The organism is Massilia sp. 01N410, from assembly GCF_056399665.1.
Window position 1 is genome coordinate 1 of the sequence record NZ_JBFTRV010000022.1, and the last position, 14,675, is coordinate 14,675.

General features: G+C 65.0%; 12 protein-coding genes and 2 pseudogenes. 6 read left to right on the forward strand and 8 right to left on the reverse strand.

Annotated elements, in window-relative coordinates; translation table 11 throughout:
- Window positions 1-371, reverse strand: a 371-nt coding sequence (locus tag AC1DOP_RS22975; RefSeq protein WP_477253556.1) for an acyl-CoA dehydrogenase family protein, incomplete at its 3' end; no start/stop codon positions are given.
- Between the two features lie 131 nt (window positions 372-502).
- Window positions 503-1,003, reverse strand: a complete 501-nt coding sequence (locus AC1DOP_RS22980; protein WP_477253558.1) for a flavin reductase family protein — start codon at window positions 1,001-1,003, stop codon at window positions 503-505.
- 121 nt (window positions 1,004-1,124) lie between these two features.
- Between AC1DOP_RS22980 and msrA the strand changes: the two genes are divergently transcribed.
- Window positions 1,125-1,658: a peptide-methionine (S)-S-oxide reductase MsrA gene (gene msrA, locus AC1DOP_RS22985; protein ID WP_477253560.1), complete on the forward strand. Its 534-nt coding sequence runs from the start codon at window positions 1,125-1,127 to the stop codon at window positions 1,656-1,658.
- Between the two features lie 38 nt (window positions 1,659-1,696).
- Here msrA and AC1DOP_RS22990 read toward each other — a convergent pair.
- Window positions 1,697-2,907, reverse strand: a pseudogene (locus AC1DOP_RS22990) (RNA-guided endonuclease InsQ/TnpB family protein).
- Window positions 2,908-2,928: 21 nt separating this feature from the next.
- Here AC1DOP_RS22990 and tnpA point away from each other — a divergent pair.
- A pseudogene (tnpA, locus tag AC1DOP_RS22995) lies at window positions 2,929-3,306 on the forward strand (IS200/IS605 family transposase); the annotation flags it as partial.
- Between the two features lie 83 nt (window positions 3,307-3,389).
- Here tnpA and AC1DOP_RS23000 read toward each other — a convergent pair.
- A complete protein-coding gene (locus tag AC1DOP_RS23000; protein WP_442124420.1) occupies window positions 3,390-4,637 on the reverse strand; it encodes a class I SAM-dependent methyltransferase in 1,248 nt (415 codons plus the stop codon).
- A 45-nt stretch (window positions 4,638-4,682) separates the two neighbouring features.
- Window positions 4,683-5,870: a pyridoxamine 5'-phosphate oxidase gene (gene pdxH, locus AC1DOP_RS23005; RefSeq protein WP_477253563.1), complete on the reverse strand. Its 1,188-nt coding sequence runs from the start codon at window positions 5,868-5,870 to the stop codon at window positions 4,683-4,685.
- Between the two features lie 102 nt (window positions 5,871-5,972).
- Here pdxH and tcdA point away from each other — a divergent pair, with 102 nt between their 5' ends.
- From tcdA to cysK, 3 genes are read left to right on the forward strand one after another with little or no spacing between them, the layout of a single operon-like run.
- The gene (tcdA, locus tag AC1DOP_RS23010; protein ID WP_477253565.1) at window positions 5,973-6,902 is read left to right on the forward strand and encodes a tRNA cyclic N6-threonylcarbamoyladenosine(37) synthase TcdA; all 930 of its coding nucleotides are present in this window, start codon (window positions 5,973-5,975) and stop codon (window positions 6,900-6,902) included.
- 36 nt (window positions 6,903-6,938) lie between these two features.
- Window positions 6,939-7,445, forward strand: a complete 507-nt coding sequence (locus tag AC1DOP_RS23015) for an FKBP-type peptidyl-prolyl cis-trans isomerase (RefSeq protein WP_442124417.1) — start codon at window positions 6,939-6,941, stop codon at window positions 7,443-7,445.
- Window positions 7,446-7,472: 27 nt separating this feature from the next.
- Window positions 7,473-8,405 carry a cysteine synthase A gene (cysK, locus tag AC1DOP_RS23020; RefSeq protein WP_477253567.1) on the forward strand — a complete coding sequence of 311 codons (933 nt, stop codon included), beginning with the start codon at window positions 7,473-7,475 and terminating at the stop codon, window positions 8,403-8,405.
- 31 nt (window positions 8,406-8,436) lie between these two features.
- Here cysK and AC1DOP_RS23025 read toward each other — a convergent pair whose 3' ends face one another.
- The 3 genes from AC1DOP_RS23025 to AC1DOP_RS23035 form a co-directional block, all read right to left on the reverse strand.
- Window positions 8,437-9,408, reverse strand: a complete 972-nt coding sequence (locus AC1DOP_RS23025) for a cation diffusion facilitator family transporter (protein ID WP_477253569.1) — start codon at window positions 9,406-9,408, stop codon at window positions 8,437-8,439.
- Window positions 9,405-9,728 (reverse strand): ArsR/SmtB family transcription factor, encoded by a 324-nt coding sequence (locus AC1DOP_RS23030; protein WP_442124414.1) that lies wholly within the window; start codon window positions 9,726-9,728, stop codon window positions 9,405-9,407. Before AC1DOP_RS23030 ends, AC1DOP_RS23025 begins: the two co-directional genes overlap by 4 nt.
- Before the next feature lie 74 nt (window positions 9,729-9,802).
- Window positions 9,803-11,791, reverse strand: a complete 1,989-nt coding sequence (locus AC1DOP_RS23035) for a polysaccharide deacetylase family protein (RefSeq protein WP_477253571.1) — start codon at window positions 11,789-11,791, stop codon at window positions 9,803-9,805.
- A gap of 176 nt (window positions 11,792-11,967) precedes the next feature.
- On the opposite strand from AC1DOP_RS23035, the gene AC1DOP_RS23040 reads away from it, so the two are divergent.
- Window positions 11,968-14,673 carry a TonB-dependent receptor plug domain-containing protein gene (locus AC1DOP_RS23040; RefSeq protein WP_477253573.1) on the forward strand — a complete coding sequence of 902 codons (2,706 nt, stop codon included), beginning with the start codon at window positions 11,968-11,970 and terminating at the stop codon, window positions 14,671-14,673.
- Window positions 14,674-14,675: the final 2 nt, after the last annotated feature.

Sequence of the window (14,675 nt, forward strand, 5' to 3'; positions counted from 1 at the left end):
TCTTCATTGCCGAATTCAAAGATCGGCACCATGACCAGCGAGGATTGCACGCTCATCATCGAGCGGTAGCCGGAATCGACGCGCTCGACTTCGCGCGCGATCAGGCCGTACGACACATAGTTCAGGCCGGGGCCGCCGTACTGTTCCGGGATGGTCGGGCCCAGCAGGCCGAGTTCGCCCATCTCGCGGAAGATGGACGTGTCCATGGCTTCGTGCCGGAAGGCTTCGAGGATGCGCGGCTGCAGCTTGTCCTGGCAGTAAGCCGCGGCGGCATCGCGCACCATGCGCTCTTCGTCGGTGAGCTGCTGGCTCAGCAGCAGCGGGTCATCCCAGTGGAATTGGGCTTTGCGGGGCGAATCGGAACGGCTCATGGGGCTCCTGTCTCAGTCGGTCTTGTTGGAATGGAGCCATTATAGAAATCCTGTTCTTGTGCGGCTTTTGAAACTGCGACAGCGATTTTCACTTTTCTCACTGAAAGCACGCCGCCACTGACCACTGCTCCCTATGTCGAGCCGAACTGACCGCCATGGAAGATCAGGGCCGGCTGGGGATGCACGGCGCATTCTTCGACTTCGCCGACGAAGATCACGTGGTCGCCTTCCGGATAGCGGCTGCGGTTGTGGCATTCGAACCAGGCGGTCACGCCTTTCAGGATGGGCTGGCCGGTGCGCGAGAGTTCGTAGTCGGTGCTGGCGAAGGGGTTTTCGCTGCGGCGGGAGAAGCGCCGCGCCAGTTCTTCCTGGCCGGCGGACAACACGTTGATCACGTAATGCGAGTTGCCGCTGAAGATGGGCAGGCTGTTGGCCTTGCCCGACAGGCTCCACAGCACCAGCGGCGGCTCCAGCGAGACGGAATTGAAGGAACTGGCGGTCAGGCCGCGGAAACTGCCGTCTGCAAGGCGGGTCGTAATGACGGTGACGCCTGTCGCAAACTGGGACAGGGCCTGGCGAAAATGCGCGGAATCGAAACCGCGCTCGGTGGCGCGGGGGGATCTGGTGTTCATTTTCGCCATTATGCCATCAATGACCCGGCCGCCCGGAGCCGCTCCGGAGCCGGCATGCACGGGCGTGCACTTTCGTTTACAGTGAAGCCATGAAAAATCCCTTATTTCCCGAGGACCGAGTATGAGCCAAACCGAAGTGGCGATCCTGGGCGGCGGCTGTTTCTGGTGCCTGGAAGCCGTGTACCTGGAGGCGCGCGGCGTGACCCGGGTGGAGTCCGGCTATATGGGCGGCAGCACCTCCGGCCCGACTTATGAACAAGTGTGCGCCGGCACCACCGGGCATGCGGAAGTCGTGCGCCTGGAGTTCGACCCGAGCGTGATCAGCTACCGCGACATCCTGGAAATCTTTTTCACCATCCACGATCCGACGACCCCGAACCGCCAGGGCAACGACGTCGGCACCCAGTACCGTTCGGTCATCTTCACCACCTCGCCCGAGCAGGACGCGACGGCGCGCAAGGTGATGGCGGAAATGGCGGCGGTCTGGGACGCGCCCATCATCACCCAGGTGCTGCCGGCCGAGACCTGGTACAAGGCCGAGGACTACCACCAGAATTACTTCGCGCAGCACCCCCTGCAGGGCTACTGCGCCTTCGTGGTGGCGCCCAAGGTGGCGAAGTTCCGCAAGACGTTTGCGGAACGTTTGAAGTGTTGACATCCTCTCCGCCCTAAAGGACGGAGATTCCTACGGCGCTACGCGGAGCTGCGCGTAGTCGCTTCGGCGGGTTCCTGCTTCATCGAGCGGCCCGACTGCGCCGACTCTCCACAGGCTAACAAGCGATGCCCTCGCTCTAAAATATTCATCGCGCCGACCACGTCGGCATGGTTGCCGTATCCGCAGTTGACGCATTTGAACCATGCTTGCGTCACCCGGTTTTCTTTGGCCACATGAGCACAGCACGGGCAGGTGCGGCTCGTGTCCTGAGGCGGGACGGCGAGCAGCGTGCAGCCCGTCCACGGCACCTTGTATTCGAGCTGGCGCCGGAATTTGCCCCATCCTTGGTCGAGGATGGCGCGGTTCAGGCCGGACTTCTGGGCGACACGCCTGCCGGGGGCGTCGGACGAGCCCCTGGCAGACCTGGACATGTTCCTGACAAGCAGATCTTCGATACAGACGAGCGCGTGGTTCTTGCTGATCGCCGTCGTCGCCTTGTGCAGGAAATCCCGGCGCACGTTCGCGATCCGGGCATGAAGCTTCTGGATTCGTGCTTTGGCCTTTTTCCAGTTGTTGCTGAACTTGACCATGCGGCCCATGCGGCGCTGGTAACGCGCCAGGCACTGCCGGTGCCGGCCGAAACTGTTCACCGGATCGAGGTAGCCGCCATCGCTCATGGTGGCGAAGCGGGCAATGCCAACGTCGATACCGACGGCCGTTGTCGCGACAGGCACCGGCGCTTCGACCTCGCGCCGCGTCTGGATGGACGCGAACCATTTTCCAGCCGACAGCCTGACGGTGACGTTGCGCAGCTCACCCAGCACCGGCCGGCTGTTACGGTAGCGCAGCCAGCCCAGCTTGGGCAGGAAGATGCGTGCATTAGCCTGGTCGAGCTTGAACTGTTTCGGGTCCGGGTAGCGGAATTGCGACCCTTGCGCTTGAAGGAAGGGAAGGCCGCCCGCTTGCCAAAGAAATTCGTGAAGGCCCGGTCCAGGTCTCTCAACGCCTGTTGCAGGACGTGGCAGGGAGCGTCCTTCAGCCATGGGGTCTGCGAACTGTTCCGCCAGCCGGTCAGCTGCTTCGCCATCGCCACATAGCCGATGAACTTGTTGCCCGCGGCATGGTTTTCCTTCTGCAGTGCGAGCGACCGGTTGTACACGAACCGGCGCGCACCGGCGAAGCGCCGCATGGCGTGCGCCTGCCCGCCGGTTGGCATTAGCTGAAACTGAAAGGCTTGTAGACGTTCCATAACGTCGACGATAGTTGGTCCATGACCCCGGACAACGAGATCCGTCAAGGGCGACACTGCGTCTTTCTGATGCACGTACCAATGCCTTCACGGCAGAGGTGCTTGCCGAGCTGCGCGGCATCTTTGCCGGCGTCTGCCAGGACTTCGAGGCCGAGCTTGCGGAGTTCGATGGCGAGGATGATCATGTTTCACCCGCTGGTGAACTACCCACCGAAAATAGCCGTGTCCAGCCTGGTGAACAGCCTGAAAGGTGTTTCCGGCCGCGTGATCAAAAAGAAGAATTACCCCAGCATTCGAAGCAAGCTATGGGGTGGCGCACTGTGGTCGCCATCCTGCTTTGCCGACAGCTGTGGCGGGGCTACGATCGCCGTCATCCGGCAATACATCGAACCGCAGCGAAAAGGTCAGCCTGACCGCAGGGACGGCTGCGCCGTCCGCGCGCTTGCCCCCGCCCTCAAGGACGGGGTTTGCCGCGCACGGGATCAATGCCGGGTCGATAGCATGTCGATAGCCCCGCTGCCGTCGTACATGTAGCGGCGCGACCACGGGATCTGGGCCGGTTCCTGGCCCGCCTTGCCGCACACGATCTGGTACAGGCTGATCCAGTCGTGGGCGAAGGCATAGGCGCAGCCGGCCAGGTAGACGTGCCAGATGCGGAAGGTCTTCGGATCGGCCAGCCGGCGGATGCGGTCGGCGTTGTTCTCGAAGTTGTCGGTCCAGATCTCGCAGGTGCGCGCATAGTGGCGGCGCAGGTTTTCCACGTCGCGCACCTCGAGCCCGCCTTCCTGCATGGTGCGGATCACGGTCGACAGGTGGGCCAGCTCGCCGTGCGGGAATACGTAGCGGTCAATGAACTCGCCGCCGCCGTAGGGGCTTGCACGCTGGTCGACGTCGGTGGTCGTGATGCCGTGGTTCATCACCACGCCGCCCGGGGCCAGCAGCTTGTTGATGCGGCCGAAGTATTCGGGCAGGTTCTGCACGCCCACGTGTTCGAACATGCCGACGCTGGTGATACGATCAAAACAGCCGTCGACGTCCCGGTAGTCCTGCAGGCGGATCTCGATCCGGTCCTGCAGCCCGGCCCGTGCCACGCGCTCGCGCGCCAGCTCGAACTGCTTTTCCGACAGCGTGACGCCGACGCATCGTGCGCCGAATTGCTGCGCCGCACGCAGCACCAGCGCACCCCAGCCGCAGCCGATGTCGAGCAGGGTATGACCCGGCTGCACGCCGATCTTGGTCAGGATGTGGTCGATCTTCTTGGTCTGGGCCGTGGCCAGGTCTTCGTCGCCGTTCTCGAAATAGGCGCAGGAATACACCATCGATGGGTCGAGGAATTCCTGGTAGAACTCGTTCGAGACGTCGTAGTGGTAGCGGATCGCCTCGGCGTCCTTTTCACGGGTGTGCTGCGAGACCATGCGCAGCGCGCTGGCGACGCGGCTGCTGCGCGCCGGCTTGCCGGTCGATTCGGCCAGGGAGTTGCCGATCTGGATCATGTCAGCCGCTCGCCCTTCGATCTCGAGCGCGCCTTCGACATAGGCTTCGCCCAGGTTGTCGAGGGTCGGGGACAGCAGGTAGCGCAGGCCCCCGGGGCTCGGCACGCGAATCTTCACGCGTGGTTGTTCGGACGAAAGATCAACCTGCTCGCCATTCCATAATTCCACGCGCAGCGGCAGGTTGTACTTGTTGCGGATGCCTGTGGTCCAGGCGGATAACTTCAGCTGGTCGAACACGCGAATACCTCCGGCACGTACATATTGCCAGCTTCGCAGCCGGCTTTACGGTTGCAAACGTTGCCGCGTCCAGCCGCCGTCTTCCTGCCGCGTGTACACGACACGGTCGTGGAAGCGTGAACGCCGCCCCTGCCAGAACTCGATGCGTTCCGGCACCAGACGAAAACCACCCCAGTGTTGTGGCCGCTGTGGCGCTTCGCCATACTGTCGCGCGACGTCCTCGTAGTTGTGTTCGAGGTCTGCGCGGCTTGCGATCGGCGCACTCTGATGGGACGCGATCGCCGACAGCCGGCTCTTCAGGGGTCGGCTGTTGAAGTATTTGTCGCTCTCTTCGGCGGAAGTGCGTTCGACTCTGCCTTCGATCCGCACCTGCCGTTCAAGTTCGCTCCAAAAGAATAGCAGAGCTGCAAAAGGATTGCCGTTCAGTTGCTTTCCTTTCTGGCTGTCGTAGTTCGTGTACCAGGTAAAACCCCGTTCGTCGAACTGCTTGACCAGCACGATGCGCGAGCTCGGCCGGCCTTGCTCGTCCACGGTCGACACGCCCATCGCGTTCGGCTCGTTGACCTCGGCCTTCAGCGCTTCCTCGAACCAGCGGGTGAACTGCCGGATCGGATCGTCGGCGACCTCGCTCTCGTCGAGGCTGGCCTGGCCGTAATCCTTGCGCAGGTCGGCCACCCGTTCGCCGATGGCGGCGGCCGGCGGCAAGATCCCGCGGCGGCGCTGCATGGCCTGGCCCAGCTGGGCCATCTGCTGCGGGCTGAACAGGCGCACGGCCATCGGCGCCATCGTGCTTTCCTCGCACTCCATATGGTTCAGGTAGCGCTGGCTGAAGCGCTGCACGGTGCTGTTCGAGAGCTGGGTGCCGCTGCCATCGGCGATGGCGGTGAGCTGCTCGTGCAGGTCCTGCCACATGGCGTCCATGTCCTTGTGGTCCTGCAGGATGACCGGGGCCAGCGCCTGCAGGGTGGCGGCGTCTTCTCCCTGGGCGACGGCGCGCAGCATCGGGATCAGGTCCTGTTCCTCGTCCTCGTGGTGCAGGTGGGCGGCCTTCTCGAAATACTTCAGTACCGCGCCGGCGGCCTGGCGGGCCTGCTGGTCGGCGCCGTGTTCGGGCAGGTGGACCAGCAGTTTTTCCAGGGTGGCAAGCTGCTTGCGGATGCGTCCGTGGCAATGCTTGAGCACGGCGACCGGCTGGTCGAAATCGGGGGCGGTATCGTGGAGAAGCTCGTTCATGATGGTGACTGTTGCGGAGGCGTAAAGGAGCCTAAGAAAATGATTGACCTAAAGTTATTTTAGAGCAATGCACGCGATCCCGTCCGGTAGAATACGGCAATCATGACGACTATTCCCACCTCTCTTCTTGCGCCCGCCGAAGGACGCATCGACGAATCTGGCGATGAGATCGATTTCGAGCGCCGCTTCGGCGGCATCGCCCGCCTCTACGGTGAGCGTGCACTGGAACGCTTTCGCAAGGCGCACGTTTGCGTGATCGGCGTCGGCGGCGTCGGCTCCTGGATCGTCGAGGCGCTGGCGCGCAGCGCGGTCGGCCGCCTGACCCTGATCGACCTCGATAACGTTGCCGAATCGAATATCAACCGCCAGATCCAGGCCCTGTCGACCACCGTCGGCATGCCGAAGATCGAGGCCCTGAAGCAGCGCATCGCGCTGATCAACCCGTATTGCGAGGTCGAGCTGGTCGAGGACTTCATCGATCCGGACAATATTCCGCAGATGGTTACGCCCGGCAAATTCGACTACGTCTTCGACGCCATCGACAGCGTCAAGGCCAAGGCGGCCCTGATCGCCCATTGCCGCGATCACGCGATTCCGCTGATCGTGATCGGCGGCGCCGGCGGCCAGACGGACCCGACCCGCATCGAAGTGCGCGACCTGGCCCGCACCGAACAGGAGCCCTTGCTGAAGAAGGTGCGCAAGATCCTGCGCGCCCAGTACGGCTTCGCCAAGGGCGAGAAGAACAAGTACCACATCGACGCCGTGTTCTCGATGGAACCGCTGCGCTATCCGGAAGCGGGCGATGCCTGCGCGATCGATGCCAACAGCATTACCGGCCTGAACTGCGCGGGCTTCGGCTCCAGCATGGTCGTGACCGCCACCTTCGGCATGGTCGCGGCCGGCCACATGCTGCGCAAGCTGGCGGAAGCGGCGAATGCCGTCGCCGCCCCGGCCGTCGTGCCGGTGCACGTGGCCGAACCGGCGCCCGCCGCCAACGACGCTGTGCAAGCCGGGGAGGCCTTGTTATCATAGGTTCAGTTATTTTTACTGAACCATGAAAGAGGCTCCATGATCCGTCGTATCGCCTTCCTGAGCCTGCTGTTGGCGGCCACCGCCGCCAACGCGCAGGATTCGACCCAGACCCAGGCCCAGACCACGGCCGCCAACCCGGGCAGCACCCAGCAGGCGACCGACACGCCGGCACAGCCGACCGTGCAGTCCGCCGCGCCGCAGATCCAGATCATCGACACCGTCGTCGGCAAGGGCAAGGAAGCCACCGTCGGCAGCAATATCACGGTCAACTACACCGGCTGGCTCTACAAGCCGATGGCCGCCAAGCAGCGCGGCCGCAAATTCGATTCCTCGCTGAACCCGGGCCGCTCGCCGCTCGATTTCCGCCTCGGCGCCGGCATGGTGATCAAGGGCTGGGAGCAGGGCGTGGCCGGCATGAAGGTGGGCGGCAAGCGCACCCTGATCATCCCGAGCGAACTGGCCTACGGCAAGCGCGGTTCGCCCGGCGGCATTCCGCCGGATGCGGATCTCATCTTCGACGTGGAACTGCTGGACGTTAAATAAGTCAAACCAAGCTGACCTGGAGGGAACATGCGCATCGCGAACGACGTTACTGAACTGATCGGTAATACGCCCCTGGTGCGCATCCGGCGCCTCAACCAGGGAGGCGTGGCGGACATCGTCGCCAAGCTCGAGTTCTACAGCCCGGCCCACAGCGTCAAGGACCGGATCGGCTGGGCCATGATCGAGGCGGCCGAGCAGGCCGGCAAGATCGGCCCCGACACCATCATCGTCGAACCCACCAGCGGCAACACCGGCATCGCGCTGGCGATGGTGTGCGCGGCGCGCGGCTACCGCTGCCGCCTGGTGATGCCCGAAACCATGAGCAACGAGCGCCGCATGCTGTTGCGCGCCTATGGCGCCGAGCTGGTGCTGACGCCCGGCCCCGAGGGCATGCTGGGCGCGATCCGCCGCGCCGAGGAGATCGTGGCCAGCGATCCGCGCTGCTTCATGCCCCAGCAGTTCAACAATCCCGCCAACCCGGAAATCCACCGCCGCACCACGGCCGAGGAGATCTGGCGCGACACCGACGGCAAGGTCGACATCCTGGTGGCGGGCGTCGGCACCGGCGGCACCATCACCGGCGTGGCCGAAGTCATCAAGCAGCGCAAGCCCGGCTTCCAGGCGATTGCCGTGGAACCGGAAGCCTCGCCCATCCTGTCGAAGGGCACCAAGGGACCGCATCCGATCCAGGGCATCGGCGCCGGCTTCATTCCCCAGGTACTGAATACGAAGGCCTACGACGAAGTCGTCACCGTCAGGAACGAGGACGCCTTCGAGACCGCGCGCGCGGCGGCCCGCGAAGAGGGCCTGCTGGTCGGCATCTCGTCGGGTGCGGCGCTATGGGTGGCGATGCAGGTGGCGAAGCGGCCGGAGAATGCGGGCAAGCTGATCGTTACCATCATTCCTTCGTTTGGCGAGCGGTATTTGAGCACCGCTCTGTACGCGAACCTGGCCGGGTAATTCTGCGTGGGCACCCAGTGCCCACGGAATTTCAATGTGCGTGGTGGGCGTGATCGTGATCATGGTCATGGTCATGCTCCCCATGTAGCGCGCAGCTGCCATGATTCGTCGTCCCTTCCTCCACCTGCAGCGTGCAGTGATGAATCGCGAAATCCTTGCGCAATTCCCCGACGATCCCGTCGAGCACGGCATCGCCCGGATACCCGCCCGGCATCACCAGGTGGGCGGTCAGCGCCGTCTCGGTGGTGCTCATCGCCCAGATGTGCACGTCATGCACCTCGGTCACGCCGTCGCGTGACTTCAGGAACTCCGTGACCCGCGGCAGGTCCACGCTGGCCGGCACGCCCGCCAGCACCATCTGCGTCGATTCCTTGGTCAGCGACCAGGTGCCGGCCACGATGATCACCACGATCACCAGGCTGACCGCCGGGTCGAGCCAGGACCAGCCCGTGTACATCACGACCAGGCCCGCCACCACCACGCCCAGCGACAGCGCGGCGTCGGCGGCCATGTGCAGGTAGGCGCCGCGCACATTGATGTCGTCCTTGCTGCCGGACATGAACAACCAGGCCGAGAAGCCGTTGACGAGGACCCCGACCGCGGCCACGATCGACACCGTGGTGCCGGCCACCGGTTCCGGATGGGCGAAGCGCAGCACCGCCTCCCAGGCGATGGCGCCGCAGGCCAGCATCAGCAGCAGGGCATTGAACAGCGCCGCCAGGATCGAGGAGCCGCGCAGGCCGTAGGTGAAGCGGCGCGTCGGCGCGGCCTTCGCCAGCAGCGCCGCGCCCAAGGCCAGCACCAGGCCCAGCACGTCGGACAGGTTGTGGCCGGCGTCGGCCATCAGGGCGGTCGAATTCGCGATGAAGCCGTAGACGAATTCGATCACGACGAAAGCCATGTTCAGGCCGATCGCCAGCTTGAAGGCGCGGCCGGCGTCGCTCGGGGCGGGATGGTGATGACCGTGCCCGTGGCCGTGGTCGTGATGGTGGTGAAGGCTCATGTGTCCAGTCCTGTTGCAGAGTCGGGTTCGGCGATGTGTTCGAACATGTTGGCGAGCAGCCCGCTGATGTGGGCATCGGCAGCCGTGTAGAACACCTGCTTGCCCTGGCGTTCGGCCTTGACGATGCGGGCCGCGCGCAGCAGGCGCAGGTGGTGGCTGACCAGGGAACTGGACAGTTCCAGCTGGGCGGCGATGTCGCCCACCGCGATCGGCTGCGCCAGGCAGGCCAGCACGATGCGCAGCCGGGTCGGATCGCCCAGCAGGTGGAACAGGTCGGCGAGTTCGTCGACCAGATTGTCGATGTCGGGTGGCGTGCTCATCTTTAACATGTGAATAGGTGTTCACATGTTAATCGCAGAGTCAGGCCGGTGCAAGCTTTATTTGCCCCGGCGGCTCAATGGCGTTGCAGCAGCGCGTCCATCTCGTCGAGCGTCACGACCTTGACGAGGCCCTGGTCGGCGCGCGTCCTCAGGGCGGCGCACATGTTTTCCAGGTTGGACGTGGTGGCGCCGCCCACCATGTGGTGGTAGGAGCAGCCGCAGGCATGCTGGGCGATGCCGTCGTCGATATAGGCCACGATCTGCTGGATCGAGGGCTGGTCCGGGTTGTCGGTCTGGATGCAGTCCGGCTGCGCCAGCCATCCGCCGGGCGTGTTGGCGATGTTGGACAGGCCGCCGCCGGTCGGGTAGCCGGCCGCGATGGTGTGGGCGTGGTCGGAGGTGCCGCGGATCCATTTCAGGCCGCTACGCATGCAGGCCGAGCGCACGTAGATGTCGGCGGCGCCTTGCGGCAGGGCGAAGAACTTTGCCCCGCTCGTGATGCCCAGTGCTTCCAGGCCGGCGATCCCGGCCATGATGTCCTGGTAGATGGCGCTGTCGTCGAGGACCGCGCCAGGATAACGGTATTGGCCGAGCCCGGTCCAGTCGGCCTTCACCGTCACGGTGGCATCCAGGCTGCCCTGGTCGCTGGCGAAGGTGGCCGTGAGCGCACTGGGAATGCTCTGGCAATAGTAGGTGATGCCCGGGACGAAACCGGACGGCGCGTCGTCGACGAAGACGATCGGCATATTGATCAGGAAGCGGTGCGGATTCTCGAAGCTCACCACATTGCTGCCGGCCGCGGCGCCGACGGCACGGCGCCGGAACGATGCATTCAGGCCCCAGGCCCGCACATACTGGGCCGGCAGGGCATCGACCGGATTGCTCAGGAAATAGCCGTAGGGACCGAGCAGGCGCAGACCCGCGTTCTCGGCGCTGGACGGATGCGAAAACGTATGCGAGCCCACCGACCAGCCCGCGGCATGCATCGCCTGCGCGTCGGCCACGCTCATGAAGCTGTTCGGGAGTTTGCCGTAACCGTGGATGCCCGAGGTGCCCAGCCAGCCCGGCACGAGGAAGAGACTGCCCTTGAAGCCGTAGCTTTCGACGATCTGCTGGCCGCTGCGTGGCGGGCCGTCGTCGATGCTGAACGGCGCATCGCCGGTAAAGCCGCTGCTGGCCACCGCGGTCGACAGCGCGGCGTCGGCGGCGAGCGTGAAGGCATCCGGCGCCGGAATCGAGCGCACCCAGTAGCGTGTTCCCGGCGCCAGTCCGGACGGCGCAATCGACGGGAACACGATGGGGGCGCCGACCACCACCGTGTGCCGCCCGGCGGTGACGAACACGCCATTGTCGGTGCGGGTGACGCGGCTGCCGGGCGGCATGAAGACGGGCGGCGCGTTGCGCTGGGAATCGAAGCCGTCGTCGAAGGTGATCGCGAACAGGGCCTGGCCCGGCACAGCGGCGTAGATGTCGCCAAACAGCAGATGGTCGCCCGGCTGCCACGCTCCTTCGGGGGTGTCGTCCTGCTGCTCGAGGCGGACGGCGCCGACGGCATCGTGGCCGGCGTTCCAGCTCGTTCCCGCCAATTGGCTTGGCGATATGGTGAGCAGGACCCACCGATCGAGCGGGTCGGCCGCGCAGTTCCACGTGAGCAGGTGCTGGCCGCTGCCGTCGAGTAGCCGCAGCCGGAAGGCCAGCGTGCGCTTGCCCGGGTTGCGTGCCCAGATCGCCACCGAGAAGCCGGGTTGCGCGCCGGGCGGCACATAGCCCTGCGCCGCCGCCAGCACGCCCTGCTGTGCGCTGGTGGGAGAGGAGGCCCAGCCGAGACGCAGGGCCATGCTGGACGGCAAAGCCGATGGCTGGTCGCTGGCGGCCACCTGCACATCGCCGCTGGACTGCAATGCCCCGGACCAGTTGGCGATGGGCACGCCATACGGTCCGGCAACGGGAGGCCCGTTTGTGCCGGACGTGGTGCTGCTGCTGGTACCACTGGGGCCGCCGCCGCCGCATGCGGACAACAGCATCGAGCCGCCCAGGATAAGGATCTCACGCCGGCTGACCATATCGTCGCTCCTGTCTGCCAAATTAGATTAGCAGTCAGCTGGTGGGTTCAACATTACCGCTTCATTACAGCGCATTGGCGGCGCACTGAAATAGTGCATAAGCATCTGAGAAATGCTTCGTTCTATTTCCAATAGGGAATTGTTAAGGTGGCGCCCCCATCAACAAGGACCCTTCAATGCAAACACGATTTAAATTGAAACCGCTGGCCGCGGGCGCGATCGCGCTGCTCTGCGGCATGGCCGGCCTTACCCGGGCGCAGGCACAGGACGCGGTGGCGACCCCGGCAACGGCGGCGCCGGCCGTGGTGATCACCGGCTCGCGCATTCCACGCGCCAGCCTCGAAGGCCCCTCGGCCGTCACCGTGATCACCGGCGAGGACATCACCAGGCAAGGCTACAAGAACGTCTTCGATGCGCTTACCAACCAGTCGCAGAACAGCGGCTTCGTGCAGGGCGCCGACTTCGGCAATACCCATACGCCATCGGCCAATGCCATCAGCCTGCGCGGCCTGGGACCGAACCATACGCTGGTGCTGCTGAACGGCCGGCGCCTGGCGGACTTCCCGATCGCCTACGAAGGCACGGTCAACTTCACCAACCTCGCGAACATCCCGTCGAGCGTGGTGGAGCGCATCGAGATCCTCTCCGGCGGCGCATCGGCGGTCTACGGCTCGGATGCGATCGCCGGCGTGGTCAACATCATCCTGAAAAAGCAGGCCGAGGGTGTCGACGTCAACCTCAAGGCCGGCACCACCACGCGCGGCGGCGGCAGCGACAAGCGCGTGCAGGTCACCGGCGGCCACAGCTTCGACAAGCTCAATACCCTGTTCAGCGTGGAGCTGCTCGAGCGCGATCCGCTGTGGAGCGCGGACCGCGACTTCATGGCCAGCAGGACCGGCGTGGCGCCGACCCTGGTCATGGGCCGCAAGAACATCGGCACCGGCAAGTACGTGGACCTGGGCGATGCCTGCCAGTCGATCGGCGACCTGTTCGGCGGCAGTACCGTCAAGTACACGGCCAAGGCGGGCAGCTACTGCGCCAGCCCGAAAGTCGGCCCGACCTACTGGACCACGCAGACGAAGAACAGCAGCCAGAACCTGTTCGGCAGCGCCAACTACGAGCTGTCGCCGACCACCACGCTGTTCGCGGAAGCGTTGTATGGCCAGAACCGCAGCAGCAACAACACGCGTGGCCCGTCGTGGACCTCGCGCTCGGCCACCGACAGCTATTTCTGGAACCGGAATACCAGCGCCTACGAGGCCTGGAGCCGCACCATCTCGCCGGAAGAAATGGGCGGCGTGAACCGCTACAACCGTAGCTGGGACGACCAGGCCAGCTCGCTGTCCTTCGGCCTGCGCGGCGAGGTCCCGCAAACCTCGTGGAGCTATGAAGTTGGCTACACCGCTTCGCTGTACAAGAGCCAGAACCACACGCCGCGCGCGCTGGCCAATATCGACAGCTTCTTCCTCGGCCCGCAGCAGGGCGTCAACGCGGACGGCATCGCCATCCATGCGCCCGATCCGGCGCGCCTCACGAGGCGGCTGACCCCGGCCGAATTCGACACCGTCTACGGCGAGTCGGTCAGCGACGACAAGTCGTGGACCAACACCCTGAGCCTGACCGCCAACGGCGACGTCTTCAGCCTGCCGGCCGGCCCGGTCAAGGTGGCGACGGTGGCCGAGCTGGGCAAGCAGGGCTTCTCCGCCGTGCCCGACGCGCGCATCAACCAGGGCTACTTCAATACCCTGGTGCCGTCCGACGGTGCGGCCGGGACCCGCAAGCGCTTTGCCGTCGGCGCCGAGGCCAGCATCCCGATCGCGAAGACCCTGGCCGCTACGCTGGCCGGCCGCTACGACCGCTACAGCTTCGCCGGCCGCAACGACGGCAAGTTCACCTATAACGGCGGGCTCGAATGGCGGCCGGTCACGCAGCTGCTGCTGCGCGCGAACCATGCGACCAGCTTCCGCGCGCCCGACATGAACTACATCTACCAGGCGCGCGGCAGCGGCTACTACGCGTCCACCACCGACTATTACCGCTGCGCGAAAGCCGGCCAGCCGGTGTCCGGCTGCGACTACGCGAACTATTCGCCGGGCGCGGATTACGTGCAGACCGGCAGCCGCGACCTGCGTTCCGAGAAGGGCCGCTCGACCGGCCTGGGCGCGGTGTGGTCGCCGAGCGCGGACTTCGACGTCTCGCTGGACTACTGGAAGATCAGCATCGACGACCTGGTCACCAACCTGAGCGCCGACAAGCTGCTGCGTGACGAAGCCGACTGCCGCATCGCCGGCGACCTGACCTCGCCGACCTGCGCCGACGCCATCGCCCGCATCGTCCGCTATCCGGACAATGCATTGAACCGGCCGGGCGAGATCAGGCGGATCCTGGTCAATCCGATCAACGCGGCATCCACCAGGGTCAGCGGCATCGACCTGGCGGCCAAGTACGTCCTGCGGACTGCCGGCTACGGCAGCTTCACCACCAGGCTGAACTACTCGAAGACGCTGGCCCAGGAATCGCGCCAGTTCGCCGGCGATCCGCTCAACGACGACCTGCACGACCTCGGCAACGCCGACTGGCGCGACAAGCTGAACGCGAGCGTGAGCTGGAAGGCGGGCGACTGGACCAACACCCTGTTCCTTCAGCGCTACGGCAAGATCCCGAATGGCGCAGGGGAGGCCTGGCTGTCGCCGACCACCCTGGTCAACGCCAGCGTGGTCTACCGGCTGAACCAGCGCACCACGGTGTCGGCGATGGTGAACAACCTGTTCAACCACATCAAGATGGATGCCACCGGCGGCTGGCCCTACTACCCGGTCGGCAGCTACAGCCCGGCAGGCCGCCAGGTCTGGCTCGAGCTGAACCACCACTTCGGTTCGTAAGC